Below are 18,662 nucleotides of genomic sequence, written 5' to 3'. Positions count from 1 at the left end.
TATTGGTTTATAGGGTAAAGATCCATTGGCGAATTAAGAAGGTTAGGAAGATGTAGGCAAAGAGTTCCACGAGGAGCAGGAGGAAGGTGGAGAAGAAAAACTTTTTAAAGGTGATGAGGCTCTCCTTGTAGAAATACTCAAAAATCTCCTCTTGCGAGTGGGTGAGTTGGAGCTTGGTTAAGCCACTGTGGAGCATGGCGATAGATTTATGGAGCCGACTCTCATACTCTAGGATAAAGAGATTGAGGAGCGTCTCTTTAAATGCTTTTTTATGATGAAAAATTCCCCCAAATTTGCGATACTGTTGCAGATGGTAAATCACACCGGTATGGCGCGTTTTATAGAGAAAAAGGGACATTTTTGTCATATTGATGATGAGCCGTAGGAGCAAGAGCGCATAAATGGTAAAGGCCAGTGACTTGCTTAATTTTGTATAATCATTAAAATAGATGGCAAAAGCCAATAAAATCGCATTCAATAGCATAATCAAGCGCGACTCACGTTGCATCGCATCCAGCACCAGCATGCTCTCCATGCGCCCGCGAAAGAGCATCTCCTTCACTGCTGTCTTGAGAATATTGTCCGAGTAATTACGCGATTTCGTGGTAATCTTCTCCCACGTCCGTTTTAGAATATTCATACCGTCTATTATAGTTTTTTTTTTGCAAATAGACAAGAGTTTGCCCTTTTCTTATTTGACTTTAATTTGCTTTTTGTGTATAATAGTTTTCAGTATGGAAGAGGAACAAGAGCAGATCGAGGCTAATTTAAGAGAATTTGTGGGTATTCTACAACAATTCCCACCGATGGAGATGTATTATTTAATCCGTCAAGTCATTACCGATAAGGAATTTGTCGATATATCCAAGCGTTGGGATATCGCCAAAATGCTGTACAAGGGCACGACCCAGAGGCAAATCGCTACCGATTTAGGGGTGAGTCTCTGTAAAATTACCCGCGTTAGCCGTGAGTTGAAGCGCCCACACAGCGCCATTCGTAATGCCGTAGAGATCCAAAGCACGATCTCTGCTACAAAAGAGTAGGATAGAAAGAGCGTGAAGCACCGCATATTGATCTTAGCGGCGATGGAGATAGAGCGTCGCCTCCTTTTGGAGAAGATGAGAAACCCCAGTACGCGCTTGGTTGCTCCTTGGCTTGAGGCGGTGGATGGTGAGCTTGATGGGGTCGCTATTACATTAGTGCAGATGGGCATTGGCAAGGTCAATGCCGGTGTCGCTACTGCGTTGCTATTGGTCTCCCAATCCTATGATCTTGTGGTGAACACGGGCGTGGCTGGTGGTCTAGTTGATGGCTTATCGGTAGGGGATGTCGTCATCAGTGATGAGTTGATCTACCATGATGTGGATGCACGTACCTTTGGGTATGCTCTGGGGCAAGTTCCGGGGATGTCGAGCTCTTTTGTCTCGAAGGATTCACGTCAACTTGAGGCCTTATTGAGCGAATCGGGAGTACGCGACTTCTCGCTACAGCGAGGTATTATCCTCTCTGGCGATCAATTTATCGCACAAGAGGCGGATGTGGTGAAGTTATTGCATCACTTTCCCGATGCGCTTGCCGTAGAGATGGAGGGGGCGGCGGTTGCTCATGTGGCGAGCCTTTGTTCAACTCCTTTTATTGTCATTCGTGCGCTAAGCGATAAGGCTAATGGTCAAGCACAGATGAGTTATGAAGAATTTCTTGAGTTAGCTTCGCGTCGTTCTGCTCAAATTGTGAGGGAGTTACTCAATGGTACAAAAGAGAAGAATCTCTAGGGTTGTTCAGATTGGAGATATTGCCATCGGCGGGAGCAATCCCGTGGCGATACAGACGATGTGGGATCGCCCTATTAATACAATAGATGATGCGTTGGTTACGCGCATTAATAACTTGAAAGAGTTGGGTTGCGATGCCATTCGTTTTGGCGCGCCTCGTTTAAGCGATGTGGAGCTGTTGGGAGCGTTGGCACCACAGCTCAAGATGCCACTGATTGTCGATATTCACTTTGACTATCGCATTGCATTGCGCGCGTTGGACTTTCCGATCGCGAAACTACGCATCAACCCGGGTAATATCGGCATGGAGCGCAAGGTCTTTGAGGTGGCCACTAAGGCTAAGGATAAGGGGGTGCCGATTCGTATCGGGGTAAATGGTGGCTCTCTATTGAGCTCACTGAAGGATGAGCCTAATCGCGCGAAGGCACTGGTACAGAGTGCGCTGGATGAGGTGGAAGTGCTTGAGCGTATCGGTTTTGAGAATATTGTGATCTCGGTGAAGGATAGCAACCCTGAGTATGTCGATGAGGCGGTGCGTCTCTTGGCTAAATCTTGCGACTACCCGATTCACTTGGGCATCACTGAGGCAGGAACGTTGATTCCTGCAATTACCCAGAGTGCCTTTTACTTGGGTGGTTTACTTAAAGATGGTATTGGCGATACGATCCGCATCAGTATTAGCGATCGCATTGAGTATGAAGTGATGGCCGCGCGGCAATTACTCTCTCTTTTAAAAATTGATGAGCGACGCATGCCTAAGTTGGTCTCTTGTCCGTTGTGTGCGCGTAATTCGTTTGATACCCACTACTTTGCCCAGAAGATTGAAGAGCGTCTTTATGGCATGCAGGGCGATTTTACCGTGGCAGTGATGGGCTGTGTGGTCAATGGACCAGGGGAGGCCGGACATGCTGATTTGGCAATTACGGGTGCGGGGAATAAGGTCTTTGTCTACCGCAAAGAGGAGCGTATCTTTAGTGGTGATGCCCAAGAGGCCGAGCGCTTTTTTCTGGAGCAATTGACCTTACTCGAAGAGGCGAGCATGCATGCTACACCTCGGGCATGATCTCTGTGCGATTAGTCGTTTTGAGCCTCTTCTGCAAAGAGAGGCTTTTTTACGACGTATCTTTGGTAAACATGAGTTGCTACAAGCCGAGGCGCGCGGAGTGCATGCCTCGCGGTATTTGGCGGGACGCTGGGCGGCTAAGGAGTCGTTGAGTAAGGCGCTAGGATTGGGGCTTTTTTCGTGGAATCTCTATGAAGCAGAGCTCCTATCCCCTTTAACCGCTAGGCAAAAAAAGCCAATCTGGCACTTTTCTGGAACGATGGGCGAGCAAGTGCGATTATATCAGGTGGAGAGCGCCTTGAGTTATGAAGGTGATTTAGCCAGCGCAGTAACCCTTGTCTATGTAAAGCAACAGATATGACGAATATTTTGAAAGAGGATGGATAGATGGATTACGACTATTATGTGCGATTTCAACGGGCGATAGCGCGCAGTTTACAGTGGGGGATTTTTGGCGGGGATAAGGTGCATCTCTATACTGATTTTTTGCAAAAGCAGGATAATGTCTTTTTGGCTCCGCTTACCGAATCGATTAATGTGCTGGAGCGACGCTTGATTGAATTTTTTTCCATTAATATGGTAGCCCAACAGCGTGGCAAGATCCTCGAGGCATGTGATTATGAAGAGTTGCGACAAGATGCTCGCGCCATTTCGCTTCCTGAGATTTTTCAAGCAATGCAAAACTATCCACTTACTGTCGCCATGATGCTCTACTATCTCTTTCAGGAGCAAGGAAAAGAGTCGCCGGTGCTTATTACCATTGGCAATGTGCTGCGCGAGAATGGGGAGCCTTATGCACCGGCTTGGAATAATTACTTATTACGTCAATTTGCCGACACCCCTGTAGAGGAGCGTGGGCAACGCCTCTCGGCTTGGCTGACCTTTCGGGATGGAACATTGCTCAATCCTACGCTCAAACTTACCAATAGCGATGCCAGCGAGTGTTCTTTGCTCTATCTAACTACGATGGAGAAGAAGGAACGCTTTCTTTTTGATCCGATTTTGGTGGGAGAAAATTTGTTGATGGAGAAATTTGGTCATTGTTAAGCCATGGCGGACTGCAAGAGCAAAGAGAGGTCGCGATTGACCTCTCTTCTTTTTAGGTTAAGGAATTAATTACTCTTGATTTGGGGAAGCTGGAAGGTGGTATTGTTGGTGGTGATGCGCTGTAGATGAATAAATGCTCCACGATGCTTACGATGAAGATCTTCTAACGTCATCTTTTGGTTATTGTAAAAGACGGTGGTTTCAAGGTTTCCCATCTCGTTAAAGAAGGGAATAATCACGATGCTAGCAAGGTGGGCACGGCGATTTTGGGTGGTAGCACTCACCTCATTGATGGAGCCTAGGTAGATAGCTTCGGGTCTACGGATGGCTTCGAGGTAGATAACCGCCGGCAAGGTAGAGAGCGGGTAGCCGATCTCTGGGGTGTAGGTGAGAAAGGGGGTATCGCGCACATCATCTTCACCAATATGAATGCGACGGCGAGAGAAGATCGATTTGTTTATGAAGTAGGAGAGGTTGCGATTCCATGTTAGGCTAGAGAGTTGTGGCTCATTGTCGTTCTGTAATAAAGAAATATCGCTAAGTTTACCTTGATTAAGCGGGGAATAAAAGCCATCCATAATCCATTTAACAAAGCCAAGATTACCCAACCCAGTTTGATTTTGTTGAGGCTCTCTGGTCTGTCCATGCACGAGGGTGCCGTTACTATTTTGCATGCCATCGGCAACATAAGAGAGTTCGGGTAGGCGAAGCTCTACTTGACGAATAACATTTTGGAGATAACTTCGGCGTGCGTTTTGATTAGCAAGGGGAAGAAAGAGGAGATTCCAGTCGATAACGTGGCTGGAGCTTGCCATGATGCGCGAGAAGGGTAAGGTGGTGGCTGAGTTCAAGTTGATAGGTAGACGTACATTACGATAAATAGGGGTCTCAAAAAGAAAGACATCGAGATTGATCTCACTGCTACCTTGGGGGGTAATGAGGATATAGCTCTCGGATTCGGATTGTAGATAGATCTTAATGTGTTCGATGGTGCCATCTTGCACACGCTTTTTGATAATATAAGTACCACGTCCGTCCATTTTAAAGCGATCAGAGAGGAGAAGATCGTAGCTCGTGTTCTCTTGGTTTGGGTTAAATTGGTTGGCTTGCCGTGGATTTTGCATGATCGGTAAGATCTCATTGGCAAAGATGACATAGAAGAAGTCGTCCATGCGGACAATGGAGACACGTACGCGATGGGTAGACGATTCTTGGGTGTAAATACGCGCACTAATATCGATGGTGTTAAATTGCGTGCTACTAATGATGTTACGCGAATTTTGGCGTATTTCATAGTTCTCGGCAAAATTAGACTGCTCTAGTAAGAGTCGTTCTTGGGTGAAATTCATATCGTTTTGCGCAAATGCAGTAGAAAGCAAGAGTAAGCTCGCGATTGCCAATGATACTAAACGTTTATACATGTTCAACCTCCACGGTAATAGGGACTAAATTAAATCTAAATTCTTTTTGAATACGGTTTGTGAGATAGCGTACATAATTTGGTTGCGCCTTGCCTTGCACGCGTACGACGAAGCGTGGCGGCTGCACGCCCACTTGACGGATGCTACGAATGTGGCTTTTGTGATAAGGTGAGCCGTGGAGTAGATCGCCACGCCACTGGAGTAAGGCACGCTGGAATTCGGTATCGTCAATTTTACGTAAACTCTGACGATGGACCGTATTGACCATCTTCATTAATTTATCTAAGCCAAGATTGTGCGAAGCCTCGATGGGAACTACCGCGAGATAGTTGAGGATGGGGAAGGCGTCTTTGAGATTTTGCACGGCAAGTTTGGTTCTATCACCACGATGGCGCTCATAGAGATGGTGCTCGGCAAGCAGATCGCACTTATTGAGGACAAAGAGAAAAGGCTTCTTCTCCAAAATAATTTTATCGGCAATTTTTTTGTCTTGATCGGTAAGCCCTTCCTGCGCATCGATAAGCAGGAGTACCACATCCGCTTCACGAATCGAGGCCTCGGCACGACGCGTAGAGTAGAATTCGATAGGATCGTTGACCTTGGCTTTTCGGCGTAGACCGGCGGTATCGATGATCTCAAAGGGTTGCCCATCAAAGAGAAAATGACTCTTGACACTGTCGCGCGTCGTGCCTGCCACCTCACTGACCAGCGATCGATCGCTTTGGCTCAATTGGTTGGCTAATGTGGATTTTCCAGCATTGGGTTTGCCTAAAATCGTAATACGAATGGGCGCAGTTTCGTCTGTTTGCTCTTCAGGAGCAGGCAGTGCTGGGGGCAGGTGTTGGTAGAGAGCTTCGCGTAAGAGATCGATGTTTCTACCATGTTCGGCGGAGATCATGATAAGCTCTTTAAAGCCATATTGATAGTAGTTGTTGGCGATAAAATCGCGCTCGTGGGAGTCGCACTTGTTGACGATGAGGATGACTTTGTCTTGGTAGCGACGCAGGTAGTCGATGAGTTGTTCATCTTCAGCCAAGAGCTCCATGGCCTCGACGACAAAGAGCAGGAGGTCTGCCTTTTGATCGATAGAGTAACTACGCTCGATTGCCAACGTCTCTAAATGACTGTCGGTGCGCTCACGCCTACCACCGGTATCGGCAAGAAGGATGGCGCGATCGCCTAGGAAGATCTCTTGCTCGACGATGTCGCGCGTAGAGCCAGGGATGGAGTCGGTGATGGCTAATTTCTTACCCACAAGGCGATTAAATAGTGTCGATTTTCCCACGTTAGGCCGACCAATAATGGCGACAAAGGGGATGGTGTTAATAACTTTTTCTTGCAAAAATTCTCTCCCTGTACTCTTTGAGTAGCTCCACGATTTCGGAAGTTTTGGTGGTGCTAAATACATTATCGGCCAAAACCTCCGCTTCTTTGATGGTTGTTAAGCGAATCACCTCTTTTATGTGGGTGAGCGATGCGGAACCGACGCTAAGTTCGCGAAGTCCCATGCCTAAAAGCAAGGGAACGGCCAAGAGATCGGTGGCCAGCTCGCCACAGAGGCTAAGATCGGTTTGGCTCTTTTGCGCCTCTTGGATGGTGATTCTGATGAGTTTAAGCACCGATTTGTGGATCGGTTTGTAGTATTTGGCAACCTTAGGATTATCGCGATCGACGGCTAAGGTGTATTGGGTTAAGTCGTTGGTACCAATGGAGAAGAAGTCGACAAATTGCGCCAACTGCTCGCTAATGAGGACAGCAGAAGGTGTCTCGATCATAATGCCAATTGGTACATTCGCCTTAAAAGCGATCTTTTTTTCGGATAGTTCGGTGCGCGTTTGAGCAAGAATCTCCAGAATTTCCCGCAATTCAGATTCGGTGGAGATGAAAGGAATCATGATGCGCAAATTGCCATGCACCGACGCACGATAGAGGGCGCGTAGCTGGCTCGTAAAGAGCTCTTTCTCCTCCAAACAGAGACGACTGGCGCGCCAACCAAGCAGAGGATTCGCTTCTTCGTAGTGGGCAAATTGAGGAATACTTTTATCTGCACCTAAATCTAGTGTGCGAATGGTTACCAAATCGTGGGGGAAAAGCTGTAGAAGTTTTTTATAGATGGCATATTGAGCCTCTTCGCTTAAGGGAGCTTTACGCTCTTGCGCGAGAAAGATAAATTCACTACGAAAGAGACCAATGCCCTTGGCGCCAAGATCGCGCGCGTTTTGGGCATCGCTCAAGGATTGGGCATTGGCGCGTAGGCGAATTTCGACACCATCTACCGTGATACTCGGTTGCGCAATGAGCGCACGATAGTAGGCGTGGTTGCCTGTCTCAAAATCGATAGCTTGTTGGTATGCACGCTGGGTGCCTTGGTTTGGGCGGATGACGACGATGCCTTCGTTGCCATCAACAATGAGGGGAGTTCCTTCGTCGATGAGTTGATGGATGCCTGTAACATTGAAGACCGCCGGAATGCCGAGTGCGCGAATGAGGATCGCGGTGTGGCTGGTACGTCCGCCATGCTCTAAAATGACACCCTTAACCAAGGATTTATCCAGATGCATTGCCAAGGAGGGCGACATATCATAGGCAACGAGAATGGCAGGCTCAATCAGATCGGCGAGGCGCTGTTGTCCACCTTTTACTTCAGAGAGCGTGCGCAAAAGGCGATGGCGTAGATCGTGGAGATCGACCACGCGCTCTTGCATGCGTGGATTATTTGTCGTGGTGAGCTTTTGGATGATCGATTGAAAGTAGTTGTCCAGAGCGCTCTCGACATTTTGGTGTTTCTCCTTCACCGATCGTTCGACAGCTTGGTGGAATTCTACATCTTGAAGCATCAAAATCTGTACATCGAGAATCGCACCAATTTGCCCATCGGTAGCCAAATCAGACTCCCTTTTAATTCTCTTAAGCTCTTTAATCGCTACTTCACACGCATGGACAAAGCGCGTAAGTTCATCGCTTAACTCCTCTTGTTGTAAGGTGTATGTCGGCACGAGCAACTCTTCTTCATTACAAAGAAAGACAAAACTGCTGGCAATACCTGTAGCGATAGCCGTTCCGGTTAGACGTTTCATGCGCGCTTGCTCCCCCTAAAATCCAAAGGGATGAGGTGCGTGGGCTTCCATATCGAAGGCCAAGAGATACCACTTACCGTCTGCCATTTTTTGAAAGAAGTAGTGATGCGTGTTATTCCAGAAGTTACTCCAGTATTGCCACTCGTTAAGCACTTCGGGCGGATAGGGTTGCGATTGGATACTAAGCATCGCTTTGGAGTTATCAAATTGGGTAATTTGCAAGCTCTCTAGCTGATAGATATCCTCAAGTACGAGCTGGCGAAATTGGGGATAGGTGGTGAAAAATTCCATAAAGAAGGCAACTTGTTCTTCTTTAATTAATCCGTCGCTGTAGAGGGGTAGCAGTAGGATAGGTGCGGTTAAGTTGATAATATCTTGGCTGTTACCACGAAACCAATGCGCCAGATACTCTTGAAAGTGCTGGGTAAGTAAGAGATCGACGGAAGGAAGAGTGGGCGGGGCTAATGGTAGCTTCTCCGATTCGTTTTCAGTATTCTCCTCTTTGGGTAGCGTTGTATCTTCTTGCTGTTGTTGGGAAGAGGCTACCTCCTCCTCTGGTGAGGTGCTCTCTTGGCTGGGGGCGGGGGCAAAGCGTTGGGCATTGTTGCGGGCGGTCTCTGCCATGGCGTGATCACCAAGTTCTTCGTAAATTTTCGCCAAAGCCATCCAATGCTCATAGAGTTGCGCGCGCTTCTCCTCCGAGAGCGTGGACATCGATGCAGAGCTCTTCTCTTGCGCCTCTAATGCGCGAGGGTGGATGAGTAGTGTTGTCAATAAAAATCCCCAAAAGAGCGAGGCTATAATATGTGATCTGGTGCGCGGTTGCATGGATGATATACTCCTACTCTTTAGTATCGGCGAATTTTTCGCGCTTATGAAGCGCTAAACAGCGATAAAAGCGATCTGGTACGGGTGCCATAAAGGTGCGAGGCGCATCCTCATGGGGTAGACGAATCTGCAGTTTCCAGGCGTGGAGCATTAAGGACGTTTCGCGTGGATCTTCTCGGTAGTAGATCGGGTCGCCAACAATGGGAAAGAGTTCGCTCTTTGCATGCACGCGCAGTTGATGGGTGCGTCCGGTATAGGGCTTAAAGAGCACCAGCGAGAGCGCGTTAAAATTGGCTAAGAGGCGATAGCCCGTAGCTGCAAAACGCCCACGTTCGGGGTTATCCCCACAGACAAAGTGCGTGCGCACCCGTCTGGAGCGATCGAGGTAGTTCTGAATAAGCCCACGCGCTGGGGTGAGATGGGGTGTGGCGAGGATCGCCATATAGCGCTTTTTCACCGTACGATCTTTGAATTGTTGGGCTAAAAAGGCGTGCGTCTTGGCATCCTTGGCGCAGATAATCACCCCCGATGTCTCCATATCTAACCGATGGACAATGCCGAGACGCTGTTCGTCATAGATCTCGCCTTGGCTCTGCTGTAGGCGATAAGCCAGCGCATTGGCGAGGGTGTCGCGCTTGCGCCCCGCCCCCGGATGCACCACCATCCCTTGCGCTTTGTTAATCACCCAGACGTGTTCATCTTCATATAATATATCTAGGGGGATATCTTGAGGTAAGAGCGAGAAGCTCTCGGGCGCTTGCCAGGTGAGCATCAAATGATCGCCCACGCGCACCTTTTGGCTCCACTTAGCTTTCTTGCCATTGACGGTGAGGGCATCGATGGTTACGCTCTTGATTTGGCTACGGCTAAGCAACTGTAGATGCTCGCTGATGTAACGATCGAGACGGGCATAGTCGCAGGCGATGTAGTCGTTATATTGCTGGATATTCATACTGCCCCTTTTTGCGAAAGCCAAGAAAGAGATCGATAAGCGAGACGGTAAAGCTCACTCCGCCGGCAATGGCAAGCGAGGTGGTGATCTGTTGGTTCATTGTCCAGGAATTCTGCGTGCTAAAGAGCACAATCGGGTAGCTAATCAGGTAGACCAAGGGGAATGTCCCAATACCTATAATAAAAAAGCGCACCAAGGGATGCACCCCCACTTGCGCTTGCTTGGCTTGATTGAGCGCACGCATTTCGGGGGTCATTGGATCGAAGTTTAAGGTAAGTGGGCGCGCAGAATCGTCAAGCGGTTGCGCCGAAACCTGCATCTCATTTGCTCCCATAAGAGCAAACCCCAGTAAAAGATAGCAAAGCATTTTCATACTATAAAGTGTACATGAAAGGCGCTAAGAGGTCAAGGGCTTGCCCTGCATTGAGGTGGGATAGTGAGAAAAAAAGAGTTCAGCAACTGGGCTAACTAAGTATAGACAACATGTCTATCTGCGTGATACAATGTATAAAGCAGTTGATTGTGTGGGAGGATTTATGGAATCGCAAGAGAAAAAAGGGGATGATGGTTATTGGTTAGGTATTGTTATAATTCTCGTTGCCATTATTATGGGGATCATTCCAGTATTTGCTAACTTTATGCCAAAGCCAGTTGATGTTACTAAGCTTACATTTGAGAAGCCGATAATGGTGCCTTACATGGTAGATGGCGTAGAGGTGGATAAGCAGGCGGAACTGAAGCTAAATGAGGATGCTCTTAGAGAGTTTATTGCCAGCGAGACGGATCGCCACAATCACTATTTAACGGTTGTCTCTATCATGATGGCGCTCTTTGGCATCTTTGGCTCGGTGGTTGCTATTGGTATGGGCATCAGCCTCTCGCTAAAAGAGCGAGGCATTGACCAGCAACTAAAAGAGTACAAAACTAAAATAGAGCAAGAGGCACAGATTCAAATAGATGATATTGTGGTATCAGCAAATAATCGCTTGAATGAGATTAACCAAGAAAAAGATACGATGTTCTATTATTATGTACTAGAAAACATGAAACCAGCCCTTGTGCGTGAGGGTTTTGTATCAGCATCTGATGATACTATACAAGAGGACTGGAGAGAAGCACGTATAGAGTTTGAAAAACTTTTTCGATACGGATATGGGGATGGTGATATAGTTGAAAGATTAACTAAACTGACAAACGATATAGAAAGTAAACTTATTTTAAATAGCCCGTCAGACGATAAATCAATCAATAGACATTTAATAGCTGATGTACTTGTCATGAGGATGTATATAGGCGATGATGATTTTACTTTATGTAATCTACTACTAGAGCGTATTATATTCATTATTGCTGACGAGCTTACTTTGACGATATTTTATCCACCCTTAATGAGCGTTATTGCGAAATATGTTTTAGGATATCAGGATATGTATAAAGTTGCTACAGAAAACAATGATATGAATAACTTCAAAAAATTAGATAAAACAGTTGCACTTGCATTAAATTGGCTGGAAGATAATAACTCCAAAGGGAGAAGCCAACAGGAGCTTTTGGCGGTAAATGCAATCTATAAAAAAGTTAAAGCAGAGGTAGTGGAGCGCGAGCCTAAGCGTTAAGGTAAATCATCTTTGGTGATAGTGGTTAACATTTTAGGAGTAGGGTGCACCACTTTGCATACTCTATGGGCATGGTTCATTACGACTGCATCATAGAGGTTACGGGCTAGCCTTGCATTAGCAAATTCTTCAGTTTTCTCCTCCACGGCTTGTATCAGTATTTGTTTGATAAGGGATAGAGCTTTCTTTTCTACGGAGTAGTGATGCTCTTGACACCGCATGATGAAAATTTTTTCTAGCTCATCGGCAGTATAATCCATAAATTCCACAAAGGTATTAAAACGAGATCGTAAGCCAGGATTAGATTGAAAAAATTTTTCCATAGGTTGCTTATATCCCGCTACGATAACCACTAAATCATCACGATAATCTTCTAGTGCCTTTGTCAGTTCTGTTAGACATTCTCGCCCGTAAGAATCACTATGATCATTCTCCGTAATGCTGTATGCTTCATCAATAAAAAGTACTCCTCCTAATGCTTGTTTAATGATTTTATTTACCTTTAGAGCAGTCTGTCCTTGATATCCTGCAATTAAGTCGGTTCTCGATACTTCTAAGAAGTGTCCTCTTGATAATAAACCAAGGTGCTTGTAGATATGACCCACAATCCGAGCGACGCTTGTTTTTCCAGTTCCAGAATTTCCTATAAATGCTAAATGAAGAGTTCCTTTTGATGCCGGTAAACCATGTTCTTGGCGTAATTGTTGTACTTTTTGATAAGATATAAGGTTGTGGATGACTCGCTTCACCTCATCTAGCCCAACGAGATTATCGAGTTTTTCCATAATCTCTTCGAATGAAGGGTGGGCTTCATTTTCCTGAATACTTAAGTATCGTAGGGTGATTTCGGTATAGCCATAGTAGGTAAATAAGCTTTCTTTGAGTGCTTGACAGAGAAGAAGGACTTCCTTTGGAGAAGTTTTATTAGTATTTACGATGACTTGGATCTGTTTAAGCAATAAATTAGTTGTATCATGATTAAGATTTTCCGTTATGTCAAGTGCCTTCTGCGTAACATTTCCATATCCACCTATTAAAGCATCTAACTTAGAAGCATAATCTAAAAGATCTTTTGTGTACTTACTCACCATTAAATAATGCCAAAAATTGAAAGTACAATAGATCCAGCCCCTAACAACCCAGCGCCTATCGCTACTTGATAAGCACGTGTTATAGATTGCGATAGTGTACTATTTTTTTGCGTGATCGTATCAATGTTCTGTTGCATGTTATCTAATATAAGTTTTGTATCTTTTTCTGAATTAACTTTATATTGATGCATCTCTTGGGTAAACTCTTGAGCTTTTTGTTCGATTAACTGAGCCACGGTACTCTCCTGCTGGGATAAGAGTCGCATAAAATCACAAAATTGTTCTTTGGTGAGCTCTTCTTGTTTGCTTAATTGTTCGCCTAAGCGCCCAATACGTAAAATCTCTTGTTCAAGACCATTTCTAAGAGATTTAACTCCATCGTGTAGAAAGTCAAGGCTTTGTTTTTGAAATGATGCTATATCACTTACTTGATTTTTGAGATCGCTCTTCTCTTTTGTAACCGCATCGATCACGGCTTGATGCTCAGCAATTATAGCGGTGGTAGAGTTCATAAATTGAGTAACATTCTCTTGTATTTGCGCCGACAATGCCTCTTGCTGGCTAATAGCTGAGGCAATATTACGTTGATATTCCTGAATGCCATCATGTAGTTGCCGAATTGTCGTTTCTTGCATAGTAATGGTGTTATCGATGCGATCTTCAAGTTTATCTAACCCAGAAATTAAAACCTCGATGGTTTGTTCTTGAACGGCCACCGTTTTTGCGATTTTTTGGCTATTTCCTTCAATTTTTTCACCATTTTCCTGAGCTCTTTTACTCGTTTCCAAGGCAATTTTTGCACTCTCTATAGCTTGATTACTTGCCTCTTCTGCAGCGTTAAGTGCTCCAACGATCCCAGTAATATATTCTTTGTCCAATGTATTTATGGTGTCATAAACAAGTTCCAAGTTTTTGACTGATTCAATTTGACGCTTATTAACCTCTATAAAAGCATCTTGAACATCTCGTGTAAGACTATTTAGTTCTTCTCCAGTAACTTTATGCTTAAACAAACCTAAAGGTCCAGCACTCGTATCAACTTTTCTAAAAGATATGTTTGATGGGACATTTTCAGCACATGCTTTGAGTTGCTGCATTTTATCATTAAAATCTTTGGGTTGAATTTCGAATTTATTCATTGCCTACCTTCTTTGGGAAAATTTATGGAGTTTATCTGATAATACATCCAGCGTCTCTTCCTCTGCGCTCTTGGTGGATGGTGACGTGATGGTGTGATACTCTGCCTCAATCTCCTCTTTTATGGATTGCATGCGATCTTTATTTGTAAAAAGAGTGTTTAATGATTCTTTCATTGCCTCAGAGGCTTCTTCATGCCGTGCTTGGATATCTTGCATGATGGTAGCTTTGCTTTGCTCGAGTTTTACCTCTTTAAGCATAAGCATGGTTTCTTGCCTATTTAATACCGTATTTCCTTGCTCAATGAGTTGAGAGGTCAATTCACGTTGTTGCCTCTTGGCTAGGAGGCTATCAATGAAGCTCATGGCAATAGCGCCGATGATTCCCGCAACGACTGCGCCTAAAAATATACCAATGATACTAGCGATACTCCCTAGTAGTGGGATTTCGATTGCAAAGAGTGGGAATGCCATCAAGCCCTTTTCAATCGTTTGCCCCAAACTGATGGCGCCAAATCCAGTTAGTCCTACCACGATGATTTTTCCTACATGGAGCATTCGCTCTGCAAAAGGTTTTCCCTTGTTCGCAGGATCTTTAAGCCAATTGATAGCCTCTTTTAAGGAGCGAAATCCTTGTTTGAGCATACTCCAGGCACTTTTGATTGCACGAATGATAGGTCCAAAAATTGCAGTTGCCACGGTGGTACCCGCTATATCAGCACTACTAGATAGGTGTTGCTTCCAGTCATGGAGAAAAGAACTAATCGCTTCTTTAATGGAGTTGATAAGGGTTTGAATAGTTTTTTGAGCTGTTTTTAGCCATACAACTAGTTTACCTACGATTTTCTTAAGAAGTTTGAGCAGGAGTTGCATCAAAACTGCTCTTGCCGTATTTTTTCCCATACGAAGAGCTTCTTCGCGTTGAGATTTTCTACCCTCTTTTTTAAAAGCATCTTTACCCTTTTTGTACCTTTTTTTTAAAGTTTTTTCTGCATGTTCATGATCCTTTAATGCCTGTTCTTCGTTAATCTTGCCACTTTCAATATAGGGATCGGCATCGCCACTAGCTATCCATTCAGGAGTAGTACTATCGCCTTTAGAGCGATTAGCTGAAGCATCCATAAGACGTAAATTATCTTTGCTGTTCACAAAGTCTTTTGATATAGCTTCCTTAGTTGTATTTTCTAGTTCAGCAGTTTTTGTCATATATAAATCAACATCAGCCCTACTCTGGTACTCTGCTATTGAAATCGTATGATCCATGTCCGTACCATCGGCTTTAGATCCTCTTGGTCTTGTGGGGTCGTCAATTCCACTACGATAACCTTCTTTTAACTTTCTTGTACCGTCTGCATTTAGTATGATATTACCTTTATTATCTTTTTGAAAAGTCTTATCCACCCATGTATCGTGTCGCTCTTTATAGTCGCTTGGATTATGGCTGGGAACTTCTCCTATGTTATGATTTTCTGCTGTTTGGATGTGGGCAGAGTTACGTAAATCAAGATTAAGACCACCGTTCTCTTTAATAAAATCCTCACCAGCAGTTACGGCAATCTGATTATTGATCTGTTCCAAGATAAGTTTTAAAATAGGATCACCCAAACTTGATGGGTCGCCAATCTTCTTTAAGTCCTCTTCTGGAGAGACCATCCCCGCGAGGTCTGCTTTTAGCTTATCTTCCAAATCTGCTTCAAATGTGTTGAGATCGAATTCAGCGTCTGATGACTCTTCAAAATTCATCTTCATTGGGAGTTTCTCGTTATCATTTGCCATTTTTAGTAACTTCCTTTTGATTATTTTATACTATTAATTAGCAATTTGTCAAGTCGCATCAAGTAAAAAATCTGCTCTGTGTCGGTGGGATATCTCCCCTCATTTTTTGTTGACGTGAATAAATTGTCGTGATAAAATAAGATAAGAATAAAAAGATAAAGAGGTAGAAAATGAACTATTGGTTGATGGCTCTGGGGCATGGTAGTGAGAAGCAAAAGCATGAGATGAGAGAGGATCATTTTAATCAAAACCTTATAGGTATTGGATGGAGTGAGGTTGGTGATTTAAGCAACGTGAAGAGTCGCGCAAGGGTAAATAGATTGGCAGAAAAAGAGGGTTCGGGTGGTGGCAATACTACTTTAGCCTTGTGGCAATTTAGCCATGAGATGGCGATTGGGGATATTGTTTATATTAAAGGAGGGAAAGGGGCAACGCGAACGGTTTTAGCTAGAGGCATTGTGGATTCTGATTATGTGTATGATCCCGAGCGTGATTATGCGCATACTCGTAGTGTACGTTGGACGCATCAAGAGGGGAAAACTTTAGGGTCTAATGCTAAAAATTTACCACAAAAAACGCTAACAAAATACGATGACCCTAAGCGTATTCGTGAGTTAGAGGCACTTTATGGGATAGAGGATACTTTACCTGAGGTGGATGAACTCTTGATGGATGAGCCAGAGGTGGCGGGGAGCTATACCAAAAAAGATTTTTTAAAGGAAGTTTTTATCAGTGAGCCAGAGTATAAAGAGCTAACGAGTCTTTTAGAGCGTAAAAAGAACGTGATTCTGCAAGGTGCTCCGGGAGTGGGCAAGACTTTTGCTGCCAAGCGCCTTGCTTATGCGATAATGGGGGAAAAGGCTGATGATCAAATCAAGATGGTTCAGTTTCATCAAAGCTATAGTTATGAAGATTTTGTGATGGGGTATCGTCCCGATGGTGATGGCTTTTCGCTTAAAGAAGGTCCTTTTTATCAATTTTGCCAAAAAGCGCGAGAAGATAAAGAGAGTGATTACTTTTTTATTATCGACGAAATTAATCGTGGTAACATGAGTAAAATCTTTGGCGAGCTGTTGATGCTAGTGGAAGATGATAAGCGTGGCAGGGAGTACGCGATGCCTTTGATGTACTCTAATAATGATGAGGAAGAAGATTTTTATATTCCAAAAAATCTTTATATTATCGGTATGATGAACACTGCCGATCGCAGTTTAGCGATGATCGATTATGCGTTACGTCGACGGTTTGCATTTTTTGATATGACGCCTGCCTTTGAGAAAGCTGGTTTTATTACATATCAGCAGGAGGTTGGCAATAGTAAATTTAACCAGTTGATAGCGGTGGTAAAAGCTCTTAACGAAGTAATTCGTGGTGATGACTCCTTGGGTTCTGGCTTTGAGATTGGACATAGTTATTTTTGTACATTACTAGATGAAGATGGAAAGCCTAAGTCTACTATTCATCCGGATATTAAAGGCATTGTTACGCATGAGTTGATTCCTTTATTAAAAGAGTACTGGTTTGACGATAGCACAAAGGTTGAAAAGTGGAGTCTCGAGTTGCAATCGGCGATAGGGTAGTTGCAATGGCTAGTCATCATCGTATAAAAAATATTTATTATATGCTTGCCTATGTCTATGATAAATTGCTGATAAAAGATCCTCAATGGTTAGCGAGCGAGAATTTTGAACACTTGGACGATCTTTTTGCTGTGGTTTTAGAAAAAATGGTAGGAAAGTTAGTAAAGCGTGGGCTACAACAGCATTACGTCACACAAGTTGAGCCTTTGGCTGGTTTACGTGGACAGATACGGGTGGAGCAGTCGATTAAACAACAAACCTTTATTATGGGTAGGTTGGTATGCGCTTACGACGAATTCACTGAAGATATCCCATTTAATCAAATTCTAAAATCAACGATGCTTCTTCTCTTACGTAGCGATGCTGATACGAAGTATAAGAAGAAGTTAAGAAAACTTCTCTTATACTTTAACCATATCAGTAATATTGAACCTAAGCAGATCCGCTGGGACGCATTGCATTATCACCGCAATAATAGTAGCTATCAGATGTTGATGGATTTTTGTCGTCTTATCATAGAGACTCAATTACTCGCTGAAGAGCGTGGTACACGTAAGATAAATGCTCCCATTTCAGAAGATAAGTTACACGCCATTTTTGAGAAATTTGTTCTAGCGTATTACCATGTGCATCATTCATGCTTGAACCCAAGAAGTGATATCATTAGGTGGTGTATAGAAGAAGGTGAACTGGGGCATCTTTTACCACAAATGAAAACCGATATAATGCTAAGCAATCAACATCATACACTTATTATTGATACTAAATTTTATCAAAAAAATATGAGTAAGTCTCCGCATGGCGAAAAATTTACCTATCTTTCATTTCATTTGTATCAAATTTATGCGTATGTCAAAAATTACTATAAAGTTACTGTGGACAATGTGAGTGGCGTATTATTATATGCGCATTTGTCGGATATGGAGACGCCAAGCCAGATGTACAACATGAATGGCAACATGATTGGGGTTAAAGTATTGAATTTAGATAAAGAATGGTCTGATATTGTAGTACAATTGGATAGTATTGCAAAAGAATTTTTTGGATAAACGATATGTTTTGATAATTTTTTTGGATAGATAAGTTGTTGTTTAGTATGGATATAGCTTGTGTTGTTGGGCAGGTTTACAACTTTTTTTGTAATTTGTGGGAAAAAGGTGTTGACAAAAGTTGGGCAATGAGTTATAGTATAGGAGGTTGAAGCGAAACGAGATTGATTGAGACGGTAAGTTGAAAGGAGATTGAGTTTTAAATCGGCTAATGGTTTTAAGTTACAGACGAGATTATTAAGTGGTGGCTAAGG

Annotated in this window: 18 protein-coding genes; 8 read left to right on the top strand and 10 right to left on the bottom strand. The window is 43.9% G+C overall.

Going from position 1 to position 18,662, the window contains the following annotated elements; genetic code table 11:
- Positions 1 to 7 precede the first annotated feature (7 nt).
- Positions 8 to 640 (bottom strand): hypothetical protein, encoded by a 633-nt coding sequence (locus tag PVA46_RS05105; RefSeq protein WP_167695679.1) that lies wholly within the window; start codon positions 638 to 640, stop codon positions 8 to 10.
- A gap of 94 nt (positions 641 to 734) precedes the next feature.
- Between PVA46_RS05105 and PVA46_RS05100 the strand changes: the two genes are divergently transcribed.
- The 5 genes from PVA46_RS05100 to PVA46_RS05080 are packed head-to-tail and all read left to right on the top strand — an operon-like array spanning position 735 to position 3,882.
- Positions 735 to 1,043: a Trp family transcriptional regulator gene (locus PVA46_RS05100; RefSeq protein ID WP_167695678.1), complete on the top strand. Its 309-nt coding sequence runs from the start codon at positions 735 to 737 to the stop codon at positions 1,041 to 1,043.
- Between the two features lie 12 nt (positions 1,044 to 1,055).
- Positions 1,056 to 1,772 carry a 5'-methylthioadenosine/adenosylhomocysteine nucleosidase gene (locus tag PVA46_RS05095; protein ID WP_167695677.1) on the top strand — a complete coding sequence of 239 codons (717 nt, stop codon included), beginning with the start codon at positions 1,056 to 1,058 and terminating at the stop codon, positions 1,770 to 1,772.
- Positions 1,747 to 2,835, top strand: coding sequence for a flavodoxin-dependent (E)-4-hydroxy-3-methylbut-2-enyl-diphosphate synthase (gene ispG / locus PVA46_RS05090; RefSeq protein ID WP_167695676.1), 1,089 nt, complete (start codon positions 1,747 to 1,749; stop codon positions 2,833 to 2,835). The genes PVA46_RS05095 and ispG overlap by 26 nt, the downstream gene beginning before the upstream one ends.
- The gene (locus tag PVA46_RS05085; protein ID WP_167695675.1) at positions 2,816 to 3,196 is read left to right on the top strand and encodes a holo-ACP synthase; all 381 of its coding nucleotides are present in this window, start codon (positions 2,816 to 2,818) and stop codon (positions 3,194 to 3,196) included. The genes ispG and PVA46_RS05085 overlap by 20 nt, the downstream gene beginning before the upstream one ends.
- 26 nt (positions 3,197 to 3,222) lie before the next feature.
- Positions 3,223 to 3,882: a hypothetical protein gene (locus PVA46_RS05080; RefSeq protein WP_167695674.1), complete on the top strand. Its 660-nt coding sequence runs from the start codon at positions 3,223 to 3,225 to the stop codon at positions 3,880 to 3,882.
- A gap of 65 nt (positions 3,883 to 3,947) precedes the next feature.
- Here PVA46_RS05080 and PVA46_RS05075 read toward each other — a convergent pair whose 3' ends face one another.
- Genes PVA46_RS05075 through PVA46_RS05050 form a run of 6 tightly spaced genes read right to left on the bottom strand, consistent with a single transcriptional unit; the run spans position 3,948 to position 10,533 of the window.
- On the bottom strand, positions 3,948 to 5,303 hold the full coding sequence (locus PVA46_RS05075) for a hypothetical protein (RefSeq protein ID WP_167695673.1): 1,356 nt from the start codon (positions 5,301 to 5,303) through the stop codon (positions 3,948 to 3,950).
- The gene (gene der / locus PVA46_RS05070) at positions 5,296 to 6,645 is read right to left on the bottom strand and encodes a ribosome biogenesis GTPase Der (RefSeq protein WP_167695672.1); all 1,350 of its coding nucleotides are present in this window, start codon (positions 6,643 to 6,645) and stop codon (positions 5,296 to 5,298) included. The genes PVA46_RS05075 and der overlap by 8 nt, the downstream gene beginning before the upstream one ends.
- Positions 6,626 to 8,380 carry a phosphoenolpyruvate--protein phosphotransferase gene (gene ptsP, locus PVA46_RS05065; RefSeq protein WP_167695671.1) on the bottom strand — a complete coding sequence of 585 codons (1,755 nt, stop codon included), beginning with the start codon at positions 8,378 to 8,380 and terminating at the stop codon, positions 6,626 to 6,628. Before ptsP ends, der begins: the two co-directional genes overlap by 20 nt.
- Before the next feature lie 15 nt (positions 8,381 to 8,395).
- Complete coding sequence (locus PVA46_RS05060; RefSeq protein WP_167695670.1) at positions 8,396 to 9,208, bottom strand: hypothetical protein; 813 nt, start codon at positions 9,206 to 9,208, stop codon at positions 8,396 to 8,398.
- Between the two features lie 13 nt (positions 9,209 to 9,221).
- Positions 9,222 to 10,160, bottom strand: coding sequence for an RluA family pseudouridine synthase (locus PVA46_RS05055; protein ID WP_167695669.1), 939 nt, complete (start codon positions 10,158 to 10,160; stop codon positions 9,222 to 9,224).
- A complete protein-coding gene (locus tag PVA46_RS05050) occupies positions 10,141 to 10,533 on the bottom strand; it encodes a hypothetical protein (protein ID WP_274360270.1) in 393 nt (130 codons plus the stop codon). The genes PVA46_RS05055 and PVA46_RS05050 overlap by 20 nt, the downstream gene beginning before the upstream one ends.
- Positions 10,534 to 10,696: 163 nt before the next feature.
- Here PVA46_RS05050 and PVA46_RS05045 point away from each other — a divergent pair, with 163 nt between their 5' ends.
- Entirely contained in the window at positions 10,697 to 11,776 is a 1,080-nt protein-coding gene (locus tag PVA46_RS05045) for a hypothetical protein (protein ID WP_167695667.1), read from the top strand.
- Here PVA46_RS05045 and PVA46_RS05040 read toward each other — a convergent pair.
- The 3 genes from PVA46_RS05040 to PVA46_RS05030 are packed head-to-tail and all read right to left on the bottom strand — an operon-like array spanning position 11,773 to position 15,779.
- Complete coding sequence (locus PVA46_RS05040; RefSeq protein ID WP_212603853.1) at positions 11,773 to 12,867, bottom strand: AAA family ATPase; 1,095 nt, start codon at positions 12,865 to 12,867, stop codon at positions 11,773 to 11,775. The two genes, PVA46_RS05045 and PVA46_RS05040, sit on opposite strands and share 4 nt — an antisense overlap.
- Complete coding sequence (locus tag PVA46_RS05035) at positions 12,867 to 14,006, bottom strand: coiled-coil domain-containing protein (RefSeq protein ID WP_167695666.1); 1,140 nt, start codon at positions 14,004 to 14,006, stop codon at positions 12,867 to 12,869. Before PVA46_RS05035 ends, PVA46_RS05040 begins: the two co-directional genes overlap by 1 nt.
- A 3-nt stretch (positions 14,007 to 14,009) precedes the next feature.
- Complete coding sequence (locus PVA46_RS05030) at positions 14,010 to 15,779, bottom strand: AI-2E family transporter (RefSeq protein ID WP_167695665.1); 1,770 nt, start codon at positions 15,777 to 15,779, stop codon at positions 14,010 to 14,012.
- 170 nt (positions 15,780 to 15,949) lie between these two features.
- Here PVA46_RS05030 and PVA46_RS05025 point away from each other — a divergent pair, with 170 nt between their 5' ends.
- Entirely contained in the window at positions 15,950 to 17,359 is a 1,410-nt protein-coding gene (locus tag PVA46_RS05025; RefSeq protein ID WP_167695664.1) for an AAA family ATPase, read from the top strand.
- A gap of 5 nt (positions 17,360 to 17,364) precedes the next feature.
- The gene (locus tag PVA46_RS05020) at positions 17,365 to 18,408 is read left to right on the top strand and encodes a 5-methylcytosine restriction system specificity protein McrC (protein WP_167695663.1); all 1,044 of its coding nucleotides are present in this window, start codon (positions 17,365 to 17,367) and stop codon (positions 18,406 to 18,408) included.
- Positions 18,409 to 18,662 lie beyond the last annotated feature (254 nt).

Origin of the sequence: Entomospira culicis (assembly GCF_028748145.1) — a bacterium.
GTDB classification, from domain to species: Bacteria; Spirochaetota; Spirochaetia; order WRBN01; family WRBN01; genus Entomospira; species Entomospira culicis.
Note: the sequence above shows the minus strand (reverse complement) of the source record. Positions and strands in the feature narration are given on the sequence as shown.